Source organism: Alteromonas sp. K632G (genome assembly GCF_017653625.1).
Lineage (GTDB): Bacteria > Pseudomonadota > Gammaproteobacteria > Enterobacterales > Alteromonadaceae > Alteromonas > Alteromonas naphthalenivorans.
The window spans coordinates 70,599-90,745 of record NZ_JAGGDM010000016.1; the positions used below are offsets into that span (position 1 = coordinate 70,599).

Below are 20,147 nucleotides of genomic sequence, written 5' to 3' on the forward strand. Positions count from 1 at the left end.
ATTTCAAAAATAAAACTGTAATCTATGGAGTATCAGCATGGCTTGGAATGAGCCGGGTGGCAATAATAACGACCCGTGGAAAAATCGCGGCGGACGTGATCAAGGTCCACCCGATTTAGATGATGTATTCAAGAACTTATTCGGTAAGTTCGGAAAATCTGGCGGCGGTAGCGGAGGCTCAGGTAAGAGCTTGGGCGGTATCGGTGCTGGTATTTTAATTGGCTTGGTAGTGATCATTTGGGCTGTAAGCGGTTTTTACACCATTCGTGAAGCTGAGCGAGGCGTAGTATTACGTTTCGGTGAGTACGCTAAGCAAGTTGAACCTGGATTACGTTGGGCACCAACGTTTATCGACAGAGTTATTCCTGTTGATGTGCAATCTATTCGCGACCAATCATCGTCAGGCTCTATGCTAACGGAAGACGAGAACGTGGTTAGCGTACAGATGGAAATGCAATTTCGCGTTGTAGATCCGTACCGCTGGACGTTTGCTGTTGAAAGCCCAGAAACGAGCTTAAGCCAGTCTTTAGACAGTGCAATTCGCTACGTGGTAGGTCACTCAACAATGGATGATGTGCTTACCGACGGTCGTGAAGTGGCTCGCCAACGTGTTTGGGAAGAGCTTCAAGCTATTATTGAACCGTACAACATGGGGGTGTCGATTATCGACATGAACTTCCGTGATGCACGCCCACCTGAGCAAGTGAAAGACGCATTTGATGATGCAATTTCAGCACAGGAAGATGAACAGCGTTTCATTCGAGAAGCCGAAGCCTACGCACGTGAGATTGAACCTCGTGCTCGTGGTCAAGTTAATCGTATGAACGAAGAAGCGCAGGCATATAAAGAGCGTGTAACGCTTGAAGCGCAGGGTGAAGTTGCTCGCTTTGAAGCGTTATTGCCTCAATACGAAAAAGCGCCTGTGGTAACACGGGAGCGTATTTACATAGAGACAATGGAAGAAGTATTGGGTAGTACCAGTAAAATCCTTGTGGATAGTAAAGGTGGCAACAACATGATGTATCTTCCTTTAGATAAAATCATGGAACGCCAGCAAGGCAGTTCAACGCCTCGTTCACGCAGCACCTTAGAAGGCTTACAAATGCCAGTGGCTGACGAAGGCCAAAACAGCCGTAATTCATCATCCACCTCTGGTGTGCGTGGTGATAGCTACAGAGAGGGGAGATAATCATGATGAAGAATTTAGCTATTGCAGTATTAGTACTTCTAGTGGTTCTTGCTTCGGGCTCTTTGTTCGTAGTAACTGAAGGTGAACGTGCCATTGTTATTCAATTTGGTAAGGTTCAACGAGATGATGCCACAGGCGATACAAAAGTATTCGAACCTGGTCTTCATTTCAAATTGCCATTCATTGACTCTGTGCGTCACCTAGACGCACGTGTACAAACATTGGATGACACGCCTGACCGTTTCGTTACCAGCGAAAAGAAAGACTTAATAGTTGATTCATACGTGAAGTGGCGCATTGATGACTTTGCCCGTTATTACCTTTCAACAGGTGGTAATAAGTTGCAAGCCGAAGCGCTATTGAAACAAAAAGTGAATAACGGATTACGTTCTGAATTTGGTACGCGTACTATTGCACAGATTGTATCTGGTGAGCGTTCAGCATTAATGAACCAAGCAATGGAGCAGGCTTCAACGTCTTCTGATGAGCTTGGTATCGAAATTGTTGATGTACGTGTTAAGCAAATCAACCTGCCTACGGAAGTGAGTAACTCAATCTTCCAACGTATGCGTGCTGAGCGTGCTGCAGTAGCAAGAGAACACCGTTCAGAAGGTCAAGAGCAAGCTGAAGTTATCCGCGCTGATATAGACGCAAAGGTAACGGTAATGCTTGCTGATGCTGAACGTAATGCTCGTCAGCTTAAAGGTGAAGGTGATGCCTTAGCAGCAGAAATCTATGCAGATGTTTATTCTAAAAATGCTGATTTTTACAGCTTCTTAAGAAGTATGGATGCATACAAAGCCAGCTTCAATAATAAGCAAGATGTGATGGTGATCGCGCCTGATAGCGACTTTTTCCGCTACATGAACGCATCTAAAGGTAATTAATACCTAACATCGTTTTTCTGTTAAAAAGCCAGTCTTTAGACTGGCTTTTTTGTGCCTGCTGTAAAGTGCGTAATTATCTGAAAGTTATACTTTTTACTGAATTTTTTCGGCGCTTTACAGAGGTTTTAAATTGTTCAATTTACCCACCTACTGCCAAAATTGCTCAAAATACGTTAAAATAAGCGCGAATTTATTATTATAAAACGCAGCATTATTGAACTATATGGCAGACATCACTGCTGCTTAGTGGGTAATGACTGGGTAATAAAAACGACAGAGGGAATGTTTTGATTCCGGAAAATACAAAAGATAAATCTGCCCAAAACCAGGGCGGACAGGGTGGTTTATTCTCCCGATTCCTCGCTACTGTGGAATTTCTTGGAAATTTACTGCCACACCCCGTGACTTTATTCGCGATGTTAGCCTGCTTTATCGTGGTGTTAAGCGGTATTCTTGGCTATTTCGATTTAGCGGTAGTTGACCCTCGCCCGGAAGGTGCAAAAGGTCGAGAAGCTGATGGCATGATTGAAGTTATCTCGTTAATGAGCGCGGAAGGCTTGCAGCGTATTGTTACTGGCCTAGTAACTAACTTTACCGGCTTTGCCCCACTTGGCACCGTATTAGTTGCATTACTTGGTGTATCAGTTGCTGAGCACTCAGGCTTGTTGTCAGCCACCATGCGCTCATTAGTAATGAATGCTTCAAAGCGTACGGTTACTTTTGCTGTCGTGTTTGCAGGTATTATTTCAAATACCGCCTCAGAGCTTGGGTATGTGGTGTTAATACCGCTTGCTGCTATGATATTTCATTCGTTAGGTCGCCACCCTCTCGCGGGTCTTGCAGCGGCCTTCGCCGGTGTATCCGCAGGTTACAGTGCTAACTTGTTACTTGGTACGGTAGACCCCTTGCTCTCAGGCATTACCGAAGCCGCTGCTCACATGATTGATCCTGATTACGTGGTAGGCCCAGAAGTTAACTGGTATTTCATGTTTATCAGTACCTTTGTGGTGGCCACTATGGGTGCTCTGGTGACCGAAAAAGTGGTAGAGCCTCGACTCGGTAAGTTCGACGAATCAGAAGCTTCTGTAGATTTAAGTAAGCAATCAATGGATGCTCCTTCTGCTATTGAGAAGAAAGGACTTCGTTGGGCGGGTATCGCCTTTGTAGTGGTATGCGGTATTTTGGCGCTCACTATTGTGCCTGAAAACGGTATTCTGCGTCACCCTGAAACCGGCGCGGTAGCGGGTTCGCCTTTCTTAAAAGGCATAGTTGCCTTCATCTTTGTTTCTTTTGCTGTGCCTGGCTTTGTTTATGGTCGTGTTACAGGCTCGATGAAAAACGATCGTGATGTGATTGATGCAATGGCAAAAAGTATGGGCGCAATGGGGTTATATATTACCCTAGTCTTTTTTGCTGCGCAGTTTGTGGCGTTCTTTAAATGGACTAATTTGGGCACAGTGTTAGCCGTTAAAGGCGCAGCGCTTCTTCAAGCGGCTGGTCTAGATGGCCCGTCAGTGTTTATTTTGTTCATCTTAATGTGTGGTGTGGTTAACTTATCGTTAGGTAGCGCCTCGGCGCAGTGGGCAGTAACTGCGCCTATTTTTGTGCCTATGCTGATGTTGATAGGCTATTCACCAGAGGTTATTCAGGCGGCGTATCGTATCGGAGATTCAGTAACCAATGTTATTGCGCCAATGATGAGCTACTTCGGTCTTATCTTAGCCATGGCAGCAAGGTATAAAAAAGATCTCGGTATGGGCACCTTAATTGCGATGATGCTGCCTTATTCCATGGTGTTTATCGTGGGTTGGACCATACTGTTTTATCTGTGGGTCTTTGTATTGGGTATGCCTGTAGGGCCAGGTGCAGCCACCTACTATCAGCCTTAACTGGTTGAAAATATTAAGACTAAAAAGGTGGCTAAGGCCACCTTTTTTAATCGCTAAATTTAATTGCATCAATCGTGCTAAATTTGTGGTCTATTCACCCAAAATTGCCGTAAATTCAGTATACTAGTTATAGTGTTTTTTTAGCGCGGAATAATTGATGAAGTTCAAAAGCAATCAGGGTTTTACTCACAGTCAATCAGACAAAATAGGCGTGTTGGTTACTAATTTAGGTACACCAGAAAGCCCAACTGCGGCGGCCCTGCGCCCCTATCTAAAAGAGTTTCTTTCAGACCCGCGGGTAGTAGAGATCCCTCGTGCGCTTTGGTGGTTCATTTTAAACCTCATCATATTAAATACACGCCCTAAGCGTTCAGCTGAAGCTTATAAAACGGTTTGGACGGAAGAAGGTTCACCGTTGCTAACGATTACCAAATCGCAAGCAAAGGCAATAGAGGCGCGCTGCAAAGCAGAATATGGCGATGATGTCGTTGTCGATTTTGCAATGCGTTACGGTAACCCTGCTATTAGTGACACTATTGAACGCATGTTGTCGCAGGGCGTAAGAAAGTTAGTAGTCTTGCCTTTGTACCCTCAGTATAGCGCCTCTACTACGGCGTCTACTTTTGATGCTATTGCTAAAGACTTTACTAAACGCCGCTGGTTACCAGAACTACGTTTTGTGAATCATTACAACGACAGGCCTGATTACATTAAAGCTCTGGCAAATAAAGTACGTGCATACTGGGAAGAACACGGTAAAGCGGATAAGCTTATTCTTTCTTACCACGGTATTCCAAAGCGCTACTTATTAAATGGCGACCCCTATCACTGCGAATGCCATAAAACATCGCGCTTGTTGGCCGAAGAACTTGGGTTAACTCATGAGCAGTACATGACCACCTTCCAGTCTCGTTTTGGTAAAGCTGAGTGGTTAAAACCCTATACTGACGAAACGATGAAGTCGTTGCCTGGCAATGGGGTGAAGTCGATACAAGTGATGTGCCCCGGTTTTTCCGCAGATTGTCTAGAAACTATCGAAGAAATTGGCGAAGAAAATCGCGAATACTTCATGGAAGCGGGTGGTGAAAAGTACGAATATATTCCAGCATTAAACAGTGACGAAGCACATATTGATATGTTGTTCGATTTGGTAAAAGAAAATCTACATGGTTGGACTGTGAATAAAGATACAGCATTACGAGCTGGCTTAGCTCGCGCGTTAGGCGCTGACAAATAGCCAGTATTTGTTATTACATTAATAAGGTAGCTAAACATGGATAGTAAAGCCCCAAAGGCACTGTTAAAAGCACAAAAGTTAGCAAATTTACTTGATACGGCTGTTAAGTTACCGATTATTCCTATTCGGATAGGCCTCGACTCTATCGTTGGCCTTATTCCAGGCGCGGGTGATGCACTAATGCTGCTCGTTTCTTTACGTATTGTGTGGTTGGGGAAATCATTGGGAATGCCTAGTGCATTGGTTGCGCAAATGGTAAAGAATTCCGCTATCGATTTTGGTCTAGGCTTTGTCCCCTTCATTGGCGATATTGTGGATGTATTTTATAAAGCGAATCAAAAGAACGTGCGCTTAATGGAAAAGTGGTGGATAAGCGAAAATAAAGCCGACGTAGATGCCCAAACTCAGAAAAAATTAACGGAGTGGGAAAAGAAATTAGACCAGCAATAAGCGCCAATAGGTTGGTGTTGTTGAATAGTTTCACAAAACCACATTAATCGTTATCTATACTCTTTGCGTAGCAACCTTTACTAATACGCGTTTGCCGCGTGAATACTAACGTAAAATGGAGTGTAGGATTAATGAAAGCGTCTGACCTTTTCGTAAAAGCGTTGGAGGCTGAAGGTGTAGAATACATCTTTGGCATTCCTGGCGAAGAAAACCTCGACTTGCTTGAGTCGTTAAGAACCTCCTCAATTAAACTTGTACTTACCCGCCATGAACAAGGTGCAGGTTTTATGGCAGCCACTTACGGAAGACTAACCGGTAAAGTTGGCGTGTGTCTATCTACCCTTGGCCCAGGTGCGACCAATCTAGTTACCCCTGCTGCGTATGCGCAACTTGGGGCTATGCCCATGTTAATGATCACAGGGCAAAAGCCCATTAAAACCAGCAAACAAGGCCGATTTCAGGTTATCGACATTGTCGATATGATGCGCCCCATCACTAAATTTACCACGCAAGTGGTCAGCGGCGATCGTATTCCCTCAGTCGTACGCGAAGCATTTCGGTTAGCATCGGAAGAGCGCCCAGGCGCTGTCCATATAGAGCTTCCTGAAGATATTGCTGATGAGCACACCTCAGTACCCTTATTAACACCAAGTACGTCAAGACGGCCTATTGCAGAATACAAAGCGATTTCATCAGCCATTTCAATGATTGAAGAGGCCACCTCTCCGTTGTTGCTAATTGGCGCGGGAGCAAATAGAAAACTAACCGCAAAAATGTTGCGGGAATTTGTTGATAAAACCTGCATACCCTTTGTGACCACACAGATGGGTAAAGGGGTGCTGAACGAAAGCGACCCAAGGTTTGCGGGAAATACCGCTTTATCAGATAACGACTTTGTTCATAGAGCGATAGAAAGAGCCGACCTTATTATTAATGTTGGGCATGACGTGGTGGAAAAGCCACCTTTCTTTATGCATGACAATGGCAAAAAAGTCATTCACATGAACTTTGAGTCAGCTGCTGTCGACCCCGTGTACTTTCCACAACTTGAGGTAGTAGGAGACATTGCCAATAGTATTTGGCAAATAAAAGAAGGCATTACGCCGCAAGAGGGTTGGAAACTCGATTTCTATAAGGACGTACACGATGCCTATGAAAAACACAGAGCGGAAGCGGAAAACGACAACCGATTCCCGATATTACCAGAACGATTTGTTCGCGATATTCGAAAAGTTATGCCAGATGATGGCATAGTCACCTTAGATAACGGTGTATATAAAATTTGGTTTGCGCGAAATTATCCCGCTTATCATCCTAATACCTTGCTGCTAGACAATGCGCTGGCGTCAATGGGTGCAGGTTTACCCTCGGCAATAGCTGCAAAACTAGTGAAGCCGGATGTGCCGGTAATGAGTGTGTGCGGAGACGGCGGTTTCATGATGAACAGTCAAGAGATTGAAACGGCGGTTCGTCTCAAACTTGACCTTATTGTGATCATACTGCGTGACGATGCGTATGGAATGATTAAATGGAAACAAGCCAATATGCAGTTTGATGAGTTCGGTTTGGATTACGGTAATCCAGATTTTGTGAAGTACGCAAAAAGCTACGGTGCCCATGGTTGGCGCGTAGACAGTACCGAGTTGCTAATCCCTATGGTAGAAAGTTGTTTAAATACGCCTGGCGTTCACGTTATCGACTGCCCCGTAGACTACAGCATGAATGACGAAACACTTAACCATACGATTGCCGAACTAAGCGCAAAATTATAAGGAGTGAACATGTTAAAAGACAGCTATCCCTATTACCTTGCAAGCGAACCTTGTTTTGCTAATACCGATTTAGACGTTACCAATAAATACACGGGTGAAGTGGCCACAAAAGTAGCGTTAGCCGATGCACAAGTGATTGATAAAGCTATAGCCGCTGCTGAAAAGGCACAACCTGCAATGACAGCGCTCGCACCTTACGAGCGCCAAGCAATATTAGAGCATTGCGTTAAGCGCTTTACAGAGCGTGCAGATGAATTAGGTAAAGCGTTGTGTATTGAGGCTGGTAAGCCTATTAAGGACGCTAAAGGCGAAGTAGGCCGGTTAATTGATACGTTTAAAATTGCGGCGGAAGAATCGGTAAGAATTAATGGTGAAGTGGTTAATTTAGAAATTTCTGCCCGCGCCAAAGGATACCAAGGTATGACGAAAAAAGTGCCTATTGGCCCTTGTTCGTTTATCTCACCGTTTAACTTCCCGCTGAACCTAGCTGCGCACAAAGTGGCACCGGCTATTGCCGCGGGTTGCACGTTTGTACTTAAGCCTGCTTCTCGCACGCCTATTGGTGCGTTGATTATTGGTGAAGTGTTAGCAGAATGCGAGCTAATGCCAAAAGGCGCATTTTCCATTCTTCCTTGTAGCCGCGATGGCGCCGATTTATTTACCACCGATGAGCGATTGAAGCTACTAAGCTTTACTGGCTCACCTGATGTGGGATGGGCATTAAAAGCGAAAGCTGGCAAAAAACCTGTGGTGTTAGAGCTAGGCGGTAACGCCGCTTGTATAGTAGATGAAGACGCTGACATTAGTGACGCTATCGACCGAATTATCGTTGGAGCCTACTACCAATCAGGGCAAAGCTGTATTTCTGTGCAGCGCTTGTTGGTGCATTCTGCTATTTACGATGAATTTAAGTCTCGCTATGTAGAACGAGTTGAAGCGTTAGTGTCTGGCGATCCTAGCGATGAAGATACTTTCATTGGCCCCATGATTTCAGAAGGTGAGGCCAAGCGTTTGGAAGGTTGGATTAAAGATGCCAAAGAGGCTGGCGCAAGTGTGCTATGCGGCGGCGAAAGAGACGGTGCCATGTTGCAAGCGACGGTAATGGAAAACGTACCGAAAGATTGTGATGCAAGTGCTGAGGAAGCATTTGGTCCGCTATCTATATTACAGCCGTTCGACGATTACGACAGTGCATTAGAGGAAGTGAATAACAGTCGTTATGGGCTGCAAGCCGGTATCTTCACTCGTGATATCTATAAAGCACATAAAGCATGGAATGTGCTTGAAGTAGGTGGTGTAGTCATCGGCGACGTGCCTAGCTGGCGTGTAGATAACATGCCCTATGGCGGCGTAAAAGATTCAGGCCTTGGCCGTGAAGGCATTCGTTATGCCATAGAAGACATGACAGAAACACGACTTATGGTTATTCGAACGCCTTAGGGCTCAAAACGACCTAGCGTTCAAATAGACTAGACAGTTCAAAGGCGGGTACTTCCAATGGAAGTCACCCGTTTTTTATTCTGCAGCAAAAGCTTCAAGGGTGGCCAGAGGGATAATATCTAGCGCCCGTTCATGAGTCGCTTCTAATCGCACTTTGGGAGCAACGCCTGCTTCATAAGCTTGTAACCATCTGGCGGCACATAAGCACCACCTGTCGCCCGCCAGTAAGCCAGCAAAGTCCATACTAGGCCAAGGTGTAATCAAGTCGTTGCCTTGACGTAATGAAAATTGTAGAAATTCATCGGTAACTACCGCACACACACTGTGGTTTCCTACATCTGCATCGGGCACGTAGCAAAAGCCTTCCCGGGTGTAACCTGTGTTACCACAACATAGTTGTAGTGGTCTTCCATAGACATTTTTAGCATTGGCCAAAACGAATACCTCTTTTTGCGCGTATAAGCATTGATTGTATACCTATTATTCATAAAACTCAGGCATCTGTTAGCCGTGGGCAGCACAATACCCCATAAGCTTTACTTACGGGAAGCTAGCGGAGATAGATTTGAATGACTTACCTTTTTTATAAACTGGTGTTAGTGCATGTTAGATAAAAGCCAAAAATCAGCGCCCATTAATTTTTCAAAACAGGAAATCGACCGCTTTGATGCGCTGGCTGAAAGCTGGTGGGATCCCAATGGAAATTATAAAACGGCATTAGATTTCAATCGTGCACGGTTATCTGTCATTGAATCTCAAATAACCAGCCACTTTATAAAAAGCGAGCAAGCGCAGCGCGTTGTTCAAAAGGCGTCTAAAACAAACTTCCAAACGAACCCTATGGATAAAACCAAGCCTTTCTCTGGGCTCTCAATCGTAGATATTGGTTGCGGGGGAGGGCTAATCAGTGAACCGCTGGCGTTGGAGGGGGCGGATGTTACCGGCATAGATGCAAGTGCTATGAGTATTGAAGTAGCAAAGCGGCATGCAAAGCAAAGTAACGTGGAAGTAAACTACATGCATGGGCTTTCGTCCGATTTAGTAAGCCAAGAGCGTCAATTTGATATAGTGATTAATGCGGAAGTCGTTGAACATGTACCTGATCAAGTGCAGTTAATAAAAGAGTGTGCAAGCTTAGTGAAGCCCGGCGGCTTATTGGTGCTTGCTACATTAAATAGAACTATAAAGAGTTATATTATCGCGATTGTAGGCGCTGAATATGTCATGCGATATTTACCTGTCGGTACTCACGACTGGCAAAAATTTGTTAAACCCACTGAACTCAACCAATGGGTAGGTGAAGAGTTTACGCTTAATCATGAGACAGGCATGGCATTAAATCCATTCACCAAAGTATGGAAACTTACTCCCAGCCTAAGCGTCAATTACCTACAGGTTTACCATCGGAAGTAATTAAGCCAAATAGCCGGAGCATATGACTCTCGATTGCATAGGGCGGTTAACATTTTCCCTAGCTATAACCTCTCCCTATTCTCTTTATTCGTTTATTAAATAGTATAAAGGCTTATACCCTATTTTCAGGGTAGACTTCTGAATATAAAGCATTTTACGTTTTTCTTTCCTTAATAACCCTGACTATGTGTAAAGCCTCTAAGTAATTGCATAGGGCGTCGTTCTCTAATTTATCTTGTTATTTACATTAAATTAACATATAAATAACTCAGGTCTGGCCTCAGACCACTAATGTTTATAATTAAGGGAACATGCAATGAAACTAAGAACGAAAATAACAACGCTCGTGCTGTTTTTGCTTGTCGCAGTATTGCCAGCTCAATCTTGGGCAGGCAACTATGCTAAAACACAATATCCTATTGTACTGGTTCACGGTCTCTTCGGTTTTGATGACATCTTGTTTGTAGATTACTTTTACAAGGTGCCACAAAAACTATCTCGAAACGGCGCAGTAGTTTATATCGCAGAAGTGTCTCCTTCTAACTCTACTGAAGTGAGGGGAGAGCAGTTACTTAACTATATTGATGAGGTACTTGCACTTTCAGGCGCCGATAAGGTTAACCTTATCGGCCATAGCCATGGGGGCCCTACGGCGAGGTATGCCGCAAGCGTAGCGCCCAGCAAAGTAGCCTCGGTTACCTCCGTAGCCGGTGTGAACTGGGGAAGCGCTGTGGCCGATATATTGAAAAGTGGGCTTACGGAAGGGTCTGTACAAGAAGGAACTGTGGGGTTGATCACCGACGCTTTTGCTAATCTTATCGAACTTGCTTCAGGTTCAGACCCTCGAGATAAACCTACCGACTCTGTGGCTGCGCTAACCTCGCTATCAACCTCTGGTTCAATTGCGTTCAACGCACGCTACCCAGAAGGCATGCCCTCGGCCTACTGCCGCAATGACGGCAAACAGTTAGGTGAGAATGGTGTGTACTATTATTCTTGGAGTGGTGGTAGAACTTACACAAATGCGCTGGACGTGGTCGACCCTTTTCTTGCCATCACTGGAATAGCATTTGGTGAAACCAATGATGGGCTGGTGTCTTCTTGTAGCTCTCATTTAGGTAAAGTGCTTAAAGATAACTACAAGATGAATCACCTTGATGAAGTTAACCAAAGCTTTGGCATCACTCATTGGTTTGAAACTAATCCAGTGGATGTGTTTGTTGACCAAGCAAACCGTCTAAAGAACCTAGGCTTATAATGATCATGCGGGTGTTAATAGGAGGGGGCGTCGCCCTCTTTTTCGTATTCGTAGTTATTATTCCATTGAGCGAGAGTCGGATTGTCGGTGAGGGGGAGATACGTGAAAATCGCCAACTTTCAACGTCAGCATTACCCAATAAAGATGCGACAGAAACTGAAATTAAAAAAGCGGTTCAGCCAGTCAAGAAAGTCAATGACCACGGTTCGAAATTGCCAGTATTCACCTTATATTTTGGCGTGAAAGACAATTTCGATCGCTTTATTTTTGCTAATGAAGGCGCTTCAGATAACGAAGTTACTGCACGGTTTAGTGTGAATGCTACAGACATGTATGAGGCTAGATCTGCCATGTACGCCGCTGATGTATTCACGCGATATGTTGAATATAAAGTAGCATTGGCAAATACCGATGCTGAAATTGACAAGGTGCTCACCGTATCAAACGAGAGCACCGTCACCGACATCACTTATGCTGGTATTTCGTTAAGTGACGTTGAACAAAAGCTAGCAACAAGAGATACGCTGCGTCTTAGTTACTTTTCTCAAGAAGAGTATGAGTACTTGTTTTCTGCCGATGCGGCCATTGACGCAAGGGCTCTTGCTCGCCTTGCTATTGCTCAAGATCGTGAGCTCTCAAGAGAACAAAAACGAAATGAGATCTTTGGTCAATTAAATGCACTAGATGAACAGGAAAAAGCGGCTTTTCAACCTACCTTAGACATGGAAAAAATTAACCAAATTAAGCAAAGATATGCAGATTCAGAGTCTCGTTACCAGGCTATTGCCGCTGAGTTTGGTCATCATGTAGCTGAGCGTTTTTCGGTATTATGGGAGGCGCAGGCACTATGGCAACAACGTATAGATGCCTACCGCAAATACCAGCAACATATAAGCGCTAGTGGGATGAAAGAGGATGCACGGCAAGATGCCTTGTCAACGTACAGGCGCACTCACTTCTCGAATACCGAACAAAAGCGGTTGCGTGTGTTAGTCGCTACAAATTCGTGAACAGGTATAACCATTCAACCTTTTAATAGTTGTACCCCAATGGAATATGATTTGAACCCACGCGCAAGCAGCACTAGTCTGGCTGTTAACATTCCAACAATACAATAATGCCTATGAAAATTTACGAGACCAAAACAGCGCCTAATCCTCGCCGTGTTCGCATGTTCCTTGCCGAAAAAGGGATTGAAAAGTCACAAGTAGAGTATGTACAAGTAGATATTCAAAAGGGTGAAAATTTAAGCGCTGAAATGCGTGCGAAAAACCCACTAGGTAAAATTCCTATTTTAGAGTTGGACGACGGTACCTGCATTGCTGAAACCGACGCGATTTGTACTTACTTTGAAGCCATTCATCCAGAACCTTCCTTGTTAGGCACTACGCCTATTGAAAAAGCCACCATCTCGATGTGGCAGCGGCAAGTTGAAATGGCGCTAATGTTACAAGTAGGCATGTGCTTTCAACACACCACAGGTTACTTCAAAGACAGAATGGTACCTGTGCCAGAATACGGCAAAGAAGCCGGTATCAATGCTTCGAAGTACTTTAATATTCTCGAACGCCGACTCGAACTAAACGAGTTTATAGCGGGAGACACCTTTTCTATTGCGGATATTACTGCGCAATGTGCCATCGATTTTGCACGGGTGGTCGATATTCGAATTAAAGATGAACAAACGAATCTTCAGCGTTGGTATGACAATGTTAGCAGCAGAGCGAGTGCAAAAGCCTAATGATTGATTTATACACCGCAGCAACACCCAATGGCTGGAAAGCCTCAGTAGCACTAGAAGAAATGGAACTCGACTATACCGTGCACGGGGTAAACTTAATGAAAGGCGAGCAAAAAACCGCTGAGTTCCTCGCCATGAACCCAAATGGCAGGATTCCCGTTATTGTGGACAAAAGCGAAGGCGACCATGTGGTTTTCGAATCTGGCGCCATCATGCTTTATTTAGCTGAAAAGACAGGCAAGTTTTTACCCACAGATGTCAAAGGCCGAAGCCAAGTAATGCAATGGGTTATGTTTCAAATGGGCGGTATTGGGCCAATGATGGGGCAGGCGAATGTATTCCATCGCTATTTAGAAGAAAAAATCCCTATTGCTATCGACCGCTATCAAAATGAAGTACGCCGATTGTTTACAGTGCTAGATGGGCGATTAGAAGACAACGAATATTTAGCCGGCGATTACAGCATTGCCGATATGGCGAACTGGTGCTGGGTGCGAACCTACGAATGGTCGGGCGTGAGCATAGAAGGGCTAGACAACTTAACTCGCTGGAAAAACAGTATCGAAGCACGGCCTGCGGCGCGCCGTGGTGTTGAAGTACCCAATAAAATCGATAAAGAAGCGTTAATAAAAGGCGCTAAAAACGTGGTCACGCGTTAGTCGCTGGTACGGGCAAAATAGCAGGTGATTGATTGCAAATCAGTCTGCTATTTTTGAATGGTTAGCTAACCCTTTCGCCAAGGCTTTTATATGGTCAGGGCCTATGCCGCAACATCCACCTACAATTGTAGCGCCAGCGTTCACCCACGTTTGTGCGTACGCTAGGTATTTCTCAGGGGTGACGTCCTCACGCAACGTCGACAGCATTTCGTTAGCATCATGCTTTCTAACATGCTCTGAAAAGCTATTGGCATAAACACCGATGTTCATATCGGTATTATGCAGGTGTGTGAACTTAATGGCTGCTTCCATCTCTTCAGGTTGCGAGCAGTTAAACAACACGGCATCCAAGTTGTCTAGTGTGGGCAGTATAGCATTAAGTGACTCACCAGACCGCAAGGTCACCGGGTTTGAAAAGTTATGACGATTACTGAGCGAGTAAGAAAGCCAAATTGGTTTAGATGAGTGTGCTTTTATTAAAGAGGTTACCGCGCTGGCTTCTTCTACCGAAGAAACAGTTTCTACAAGCCAAAAATCGATGTAGGGTGTTTGTGCTTCAATCAACGGCAGCAAAATAGAAGAGAGTTGCTCGGCACAGAATAGCTCAGGTTTGTAAGAGCCAAAAGCTGGAGGAATACAGCCAGCAACTGAGATATCATTCTTTTTAGCCACAGTACTGGCAATACTGGCCGCGCGCGCGGCAAGCGAAAATGCTTGCTCATCAAACTGTTTTTGCCCTATATGAAAAGGCACTAACGCGTAAGTGTTGGTGGTAATAATTTTTGCACCCGCATCCACGAAGTTTTGATGCACTTGGGCTACTAAATCGGGCGCTTCCATTAAAGACAAAGCAGACCATTCAGGTTGCCGGAAGGGAGCCCCAACTCGTTCTAATTCTCTGCCTAACCCACCATCAAGAATTAAAACATTTGACGATGCGGTAGTTGATGAAGCGCTAGCGGTCTTGCCTGTGAGTGTAGTTGTAACCACGTTACCCCTGCTTTTATTTAACATATATAAACTAATAGTAGTTCGCGATAAGTGACAAATTAGCGCTGCCGATAGACTGCGCTTTACTCCCTACGTTACCGGCACTAATACTACCTTGAGTAATGCCCCGAAAATCAGCATCTTTTAACGCGTTTTGCACGCAGGTAACCAATTCATGCTTTATATTCTGCGGCATGGCACCGTCGATGATAATGCCATCGAGGTCGAGCATGCTAAATGCGCAGTGTGTGGCAAAGGCAATCCCCTGGGCGGCCTGTTCCATCCACACTTGAACGATGCGCATAAATTCTGGATTAGTTTTTAAGCCAGACCAGTGTTCAGGAGCTTCATACAATTTATTACCATCAAGCCCCGCATCATTCAGCTGCTTTTCTAGCAAGTATAGCGATGATTGGGTGATGAGTTGTTGCTGTTGGTTATGGGCGTTAGACAAGAAAGGCAAGGAACCAATTGCACCGGCATTACCCGATTTCCCTGTAAATAGCTGATTGTTAATAACCAAGCCACCGCCAAGAAAAGTGCCAACAAAAACATAGAGGAAGTGGTTAAATCGATGTGGATTACCAAAGGCCATTTCTGCACTACACGCTGCCGTCGCATCGTTACTCACATAGATGGGTAAGTCTAGTAGTTCAAATAGCGCAGTCTGAATATCAAGGTTTTTCCATGCTTCTAACGCAGCAGCAGGGGCCCCAGCTTCTTCTACCCAATTCCAAATTTCAAACGGCATGGCGATGCCTAGTCCGCGAATACGAGTGCGCTGCTCGTTACTGAGTTGTTGTGTTAGTACAGACACACCGCGCTGTGTAAATGACAATAAATGATCAACGGTGGGGTAGGCTACTTTTTCGTGAAGCGAAGCTTTCACATTGCCAGCCAAATCTAGCAAGGTCATATCAAAACTGCGGCGGCCAATTTTTAAGCCTAACCCAAATGCACCATCTGCATTCAAGCCAAAAGGAACTTTAGGCTGCCCCACACCACCGCGAACTGGCGGCAGTCGCTTAACAAGGGCTTCGGACTCTAGTTTCTTAATAATGACTGTGGCCGACTGTGCAGATAAACCCGTACGTTGAGCAATATCTGCTTTCGGAATAGCGCCATCATGACGAATCAGGGTGAGGATATCCCGTTCATTTTGAGTACGGTTATCTAGTAAGGCAGTTGCACCGTGGTGCGAGTCTATTTCTGATGCGCTCTGTGATGAAACCGAGTGCTCGTGGGATTTTGTCATTTACAGTGTACCTGAATCATTATGAAATGAATGTTATAACAAACAGCACCACTAAGTCATGGATAGATACTAATTCAATATATTTAACATAATTAACCAAGAGCAGTTTCTCTCTACCAATCAAGCCGATAGATTACATATTCAATAGTCAGTCTTTAATGATGATAAAATATTAAATCAACAAGGTTGATTTATTTGTTTTGCTAGTTAATACTGTGCCCCAATTAATTAACTATAATTTAACGTGCCCGTCGGAAAGTCCCTCGGCTACGCTTATTATCCATGACTGCAGCGGTTTAAAGACTAATGTTATCGCTGTAAGCTTCAGCCAGAGGTGTTTATGAAAATTTTATGTTTAGGCGAAGTGCTTATCGATATGTTAAGTGCGGGTGCAGCGGACCAAAGCGAAATGCCAGCAATGAATTCATTCCAGCCTTATGCTGGTGGTGCGCCTGCTAACGTCGCGGTTGCTGTTGCTAAACTTGGTGGTCAAGGCGCTATGGTGTCTAAAGTAGGTGACGATACTTTTGGTCGTTTTCTTCAAGACATGCTTAGCTATCACAACGTAAACACTGATTATGTTTGGAGTACGAAAGAAGCGAATACAGCATTGGCTTTTGTTAATCTAGATAAAGACGGTGAACGTTCTTTCGATTTCTATGTTGATAATGCTGCACATAAGCACATTGGTGAAGACGACTTGGCCACGGTTGCATGCGACGATACTAGCGTGCTGCACTTTTGTTCTGGCTCAATTTCAGGCCCTGAATTGCTTCCCGGCACCGACTATATTCTAAGCAAAGCTAAGCAAGAAAATATGCTGGTATGTTTAGATATTAACTATCGCCCAGCGTTTTGGGACGACACGGCTAATGCGCCAGGTCGAATTGATGAAGTAGCTAAAAAAGTGAGTATTTTAAAAGCAAGTCGCGAAGAGCTGGCTGAGCTTTACGGTGAAGAAAATGCGCAGACTCACGTACAGCAGTGGCTAGATAGCGGCGTTAAAGTGGTATTAGTGACCGATGGCGGCGAACCTATTCAGTACATTACAAAAGAATTTAGCGGCACTTTGGCCTCGCCAAAAATGGACGTGAAAGATACGACTGCCGCTGGCGACTCATTCATTGGTGGTTTCCTGTATTTCTTATCTACCAAAGTGGCTAATAGCGCAGAATTCGATAAGTGGGCAAGTAGCTTTGAAAACGTAAGCGAAGCCACCGAGTTTGCTATTCGCTGCGGTGCATACACGGTAACGCAATACGGTGCGTTTAGTGCATTGCCTACTATGAAGCATATTGCGAAATAGGCAATATATTGGCGCATAACCTGTATTGATATGAGTTTAGGTGTATTAATGAAAGCAAGGCGAGTATGCCTTGCTTTTTTATTGTCGCGAATACAAAGCGATACGATTTATGCGAAGAGGCTACGCCCATTTACCTCTATATGGTTTCGTCTAGACTCAGTTTTGATGAAAAGAACTATACAGATAGAAAGTAGCAAAATGACTAACGAACTAGGCTCGGAAACAAAGTAGTTATCTACACCACTGTCGGCAACTAGCGCTAGAGAAGCGACGCCCGAATTAACTTGTGCCCACTCTAAAAAAGCATCGAAGTGATCGGTGCGAGGTGAGGATAGATTCCTGCCCATTATGCTGTTATTCCTAATAAGCCCGTCTGGATTGAGTGCACCGCCATTGTATTCATCGAATAAGCCAATCATGTGGCCAAATTCATGAGCAGCTATTGTCCCCTGACGATTAAACGAATAACCTGATGGCCTACCCGTGTACCATTGAGTCAAGTTCACATTTCCATTACCTTCATTGACAGTAACTGTATGGTCAGCGCCCACGCTAGTGCTCAGCCAATCCACATTAAATACGGTGTCGTAAAAATAGGTGCCGTCAGATAAGTCAAAGGCATTACTCCAAATGGATTCAATACCATCTTCCCAAATGTCTCTAAGTGCACTGCCGGGTTCATCACCCCTTAAATAAACATCGACATCAATAAGTAAATCTTGATCGACAAAGCTAATATCGTAGCTAGCTGTCCACCCGAAGTTACCCCAAGGATTTTGAGATAAAATACTGTATCTGACCGTTTCAGTCGCAATATTAGTAATTAGGCCAGCATTACTCGCTGTGGAAAAAAGGAGAAGGAAACCAATAAGGCAATGTTTGAACGATCGCGAAAACAACATTTTTTTGTCCTTGGCGCAGCATTAACTCATGCAGGCGCACTTAAAAATTTTTCTGTAATTTCTTTTCTAACAGTAGGTTAGATGGAACAGAAAAAGCTAATATACTTTAAGTGTAAGCTAAAAACAGGGTTTGTAAAAAAAATGTTTCATTAAGATTATGATTCGATAAGTGCCTTCACGTTGATAAGTGTATCTGCCTCGTTCGCAGGCTTATCCCAGCGGATACGGTGTATACGAGGAAATCGTAGCGCTACGCCTGATTTATGACGGTTGGAGGGATGAACTGCATCGAAAGCCACTTCTAGTACCAGCTCTTTTTTAACTTCACGCACTGGCCCGAAACGGCCTATGGCGTTTCGTCTTACCCAGTTATCTAGCTTCTTAAGCTCTTCATCGGTGAAGCCCGAATAAGCGTTGCCAATAGGCAGCAATTGCTCATCTTGCCATGCACCAAAGGTGTAGTCGGAATAAAAACTCGAGCGCTTACCGTGGCCTCGCTGGGCATACATCATTACCGCATCGACCACCAGTGGGTCGCGTTTCCATTTATACCATTGTCCCTTTGGTCTACCTGGCACATAAGGGCTGCTTAAACGTTTTATCATGAGCCCTTCTACAGCACGGTTTTTACACACGTTTTTATGTAGAGTACGAAGCCCTTTTGGTGAATCGGCAGATAAGCACTCAGATAAATGCAGTCGTGAATCATTGTCGTGTTCCTGAATGCCATTTTTGTCAAACCACGTTTCTAGCGCTTCACGTCGGGTAGTAAGGGGGTAGTCGGTTAATTGCTTACCGTCTAGCACCAGTGCATCGTAAACAATTAGCCCCGCAGGGTTGGTTGCCATTAATGCAGCAGTAGGCTTTTTCTTATTAAGCCTTTGTTGTAGTGCGTTGAAAGTATCTACTTCTTGGTTATGCATCACCAACAGTTCACCGTCTAGCACCATATTGCCGCTGACACTATCGAGTAGGTCGGGGAAAGCGTGGCTGATGTCATCCCCAGTGCGAGAGAATAGCGCCTTTTCAGGCTCTTCTTTCGTGGTGTTGCACACTAACTGCACCCGAATGCCGTCAAACTTATGTTCTATTTGCCATTGTTCTGGAGCAAAGTCATCGACATCATCTTGCGCGATGGGGTGAGATAGCATGACAGGATGAAAGGTAACCGCGTTACTGATATCCGGTTTAGATCCGTTACCTTCAAGCCATTCGAGAAGGTCGGTATAAGGCGGCGCGACGCCATGCCACAGTTTCTCTATTTCGGTGATGTCTTTATTGCCATATTCCGCCAAAATTTGTTTGATAGAGCGAGCAGACACACCAATTCTAAGCCCCCTAGTACCAAGTTTTAAGAGTGCCCAGCGCTGAGATGGGGTCATTATGGTGAGGTAATTCGCTAACGTTACTGCGACTTTTGGTTTACTGATATTGGCAAATGTATCTACCACTTCAGACAAGCTAGGCAATGCTTTATCAGGCGTAAACTCGGGCCATAAGTGGGCTACCGTTTCACTCACTTCCCCCACATAATCATAGCTCATTGCAAATAGTTCTGGGTCTACCCGTTCGGTAATCAGTTTTTTTACCGTATTGCGCTTAAAAAAATCAAACTTGAGCGTGCCTGCCATAGCAGCAATGGCCCAGCCACGATCGGGGTCTGGCGTAGTAGCAAGGTAATGCAGAATAAGCTGCGCTTTGGCTTTGGTTCCGGCGGTATAGTAAAGCTGTTCAAGTAAGTCACTAAATGCCTGCATTG

Annotated in this window: 18 protein-coding genes; 13 read left to right on the forward strand and 5 right to left on the reverse strand. The window is 44.6% G+C overall.

Annotated features, from left to right (window positions below; all coding sequences use genetic code 11):
• Positions 1-37: 37 nt before the first annotated feature.
• The 7 genes from hflK (at position 38) to J5X92_RS15545 (ending at position 8,864) form a co-directional block, all read left to right on the forward strand.
• Positions 38-1,189 (forward strand): FtsH protease activity modulator HflK, encoded by a 1,152-nt coding sequence (gene hflK / locus J5X92_RS15515; RefSeq protein ID WP_013786371.1) that lies wholly within the window; start codon positions 38-40, stop codon positions 1,187-1,189.
• Positions 1,190-1,194: 5 nt separating this feature from the next.
• On the forward strand, positions 1,195-2,076 hold the full coding sequence (hflC, locus tag J5X92_RS15520; protein WP_013786370.1) for a protease modulator HflC: 882 nt from the start codon (positions 1,195-1,197) through the stop codon (positions 2,074-2,076).
• A gap of 290 nt (positions 2,077-2,366) precedes the next feature.
• A complete protein-coding gene (locus J5X92_RS15525) occupies positions 2,367-3,965 on the forward strand; it encodes an AbgT family transporter (RefSeq protein ID WP_049791847.1) in 1,599 nt (532 codons plus the stop codon).
• Between the two features lie 157 nt (positions 3,966-4,122).
• Positions 4,123-5,202: a ferrochelatase gene (gene hemH / locus J5X92_RS15530; RefSeq protein WP_129740290.1), complete on the forward strand. Its 1,080-nt coding sequence runs from the start codon at positions 4,123-4,125 to the stop codon at positions 5,200-5,202.
• 36 nt (positions 5,203-5,238) lie between these two features.
• On the forward strand, positions 5,239-5,652 hold the full coding sequence (locus tag J5X92_RS15535) for a DUF4112 domain-containing protein (protein WP_013786367.1): 414 nt from the start codon (positions 5,239-5,241) through the stop codon (positions 5,650-5,652).
• Positions 5,653-5,783: 131 nt separating this feature from the next.
• Positions 5,784-7,424, forward strand: coding sequence for an acetolactate synthase large subunit (locus J5X92_RS15540; RefSeq protein ID WP_013786366.1), 1,641 nt, complete (start codon positions 5,784-5,786; stop codon positions 7,422-7,424).
• A 9-nt stretch (positions 7,425-7,433) separates the two neighbouring features.
• Positions 7,434-8,864 carry an aldehyde dehydrogenase family protein gene (locus J5X92_RS15545; protein WP_208806056.1) on the forward strand — a complete coding sequence of 477 codons (1,431 nt, stop codon included), beginning with the start codon at positions 7,434-7,436 and terminating at the stop codon, positions 8,862-8,864.
• A 75-nt stretch (positions 8,865-8,939) separates the two neighbouring features.
• Here the strand turns inward: J5X92_RS15545 and J5X92_RS15550 are convergent, their stop codons facing one another.
• Complete coding sequence (locus J5X92_RS15550) at positions 8,940-9,299, reverse strand: DUF2237 domain-containing protein (RefSeq protein WP_041452628.1); 360 nt, start codon at positions 9,297-9,299, stop codon at positions 8,940-8,942.
• A gap of 168 nt (positions 9,300-9,467) precedes the next feature.
• On the opposite strand from J5X92_RS15550, the gene ubiG reads away from it, so the two are divergent.
• The 5 genes from ubiG to J5X92_RS15575 all read left to right on the forward strand — a co-directional run bounded on the left by ubiG (position 9,468) and on the right by J5X92_RS15575 (position 13,935).
• On the forward strand, positions 9,468-10,277 hold the full coding sequence (gene ubiG / locus J5X92_RS15555; RefSeq protein ID WP_208806057.1) for a bifunctional 2-polyprenyl-6-hydroxyphenol methylase/3-demethylubiquinol 3-O-methyltransferase UbiG: 810 nt from the start codon (positions 9,468-9,470) through the stop codon (positions 10,275-10,277).
• 316 nt (positions 10,278-10,593) lie between these two features.
• Positions 10,594-11,535, forward strand: coding sequence for a triacylglycerol lipase (locus J5X92_RS15560; RefSeq protein WP_244360867.1), 942 nt, complete (start codon positions 10,594-10,596; stop codon positions 11,533-11,535).
• A 65-nt stretch (positions 11,536-11,600) separates the two neighbouring features.
• Positions 11,601-12,545: a lipase chaperone family protein gene (locus J5X92_RS15565; protein ID WP_208806058.1), complete on the forward strand. Its 945-nt coding sequence runs from the start codon at positions 11,601-11,603 to the stop codon at positions 12,543-12,545.
• 113 nt (positions 12,546-12,658) lie between these two features.
• On the forward strand, positions 12,659-13,276 hold the full coding sequence (locus J5X92_RS15570) for a glutathione S-transferase family protein (protein WP_208806059.1): 618 nt from the start codon (positions 12,659-12,661) through the stop codon (positions 13,274-13,276).
• Positions 13,276-13,935, forward strand: a complete 660-nt coding sequence (locus J5X92_RS15575) for a glutathione S-transferase N-terminal domain-containing protein (RefSeq protein ID WP_126873293.1) — start codon at positions 13,276-13,278, stop codon at positions 13,933-13,935. Before J5X92_RS15570 ends, J5X92_RS15575 begins: the two co-directional genes overlap by 1 nt.
• 39 nt (positions 13,936-13,974) lie before the next feature.
• On the opposite strand, the gene J5X92_RS15580 is transcribed toward J5X92_RS15575, so the two are convergent.
• Positions 13,975-14,925: a homocysteine S-methyltransferase family protein gene (locus J5X92_RS15580; protein WP_208806060.1), complete on the reverse strand. Its 951-nt coding sequence runs from the start codon at positions 14,923-14,925 to the stop codon at positions 13,975-13,977.
• Between the two features lie 31 nt (positions 14,926-14,956).
• The gene (locus J5X92_RS15585) at positions 14,957-16,180 is read right to left on the reverse strand and encodes an ROK family transcriptional regulator (protein WP_208806061.1); all 1,224 of its coding nucleotides are present in this window, start codon (positions 16,178-16,180) and stop codon (positions 14,957-14,959) included.
• A 340-nt stretch (positions 16,181-16,520) separates the two neighbouring features.
• On the opposite strand from J5X92_RS15585, the gene J5X92_RS15590 reads away from it, so the two are divergent.
• Positions 16,521-17,486 carry a carbohydrate kinase gene (locus J5X92_RS15590; RefSeq protein WP_208806062.1) on the forward strand — a complete coding sequence of 322 codons (966 nt, stop codon included), beginning with the start codon at positions 16,521-16,523 and terminating at the stop codon, positions 17,484-17,486.
• Between the two features lie 107 nt (positions 17,487-17,593).
• Here the strand turns inward: J5X92_RS15590 and J5X92_RS15595 are convergent, their stop codons facing one another.
• Complete coding sequence (locus tag J5X92_RS15595) at positions 17,594-18,388, reverse strand: hypothetical protein (RefSeq protein WP_208806063.1); 795 nt, start codon at positions 18,386-18,388, stop codon at positions 17,594-17,596.
• 155 nt (positions 18,389-18,543) lie between these two features.
• Positions 18,544-20,145, reverse strand: coding sequence for a cisplatin damage response ATP-dependent DNA ligase (locus J5X92_RS15600; protein WP_013786354.1), 1,602 nt, complete (start codon positions 20,143-20,145; stop codon positions 18,544-18,546).
• Positions 20,146-20,147 lie beyond the last annotated feature (2 nt).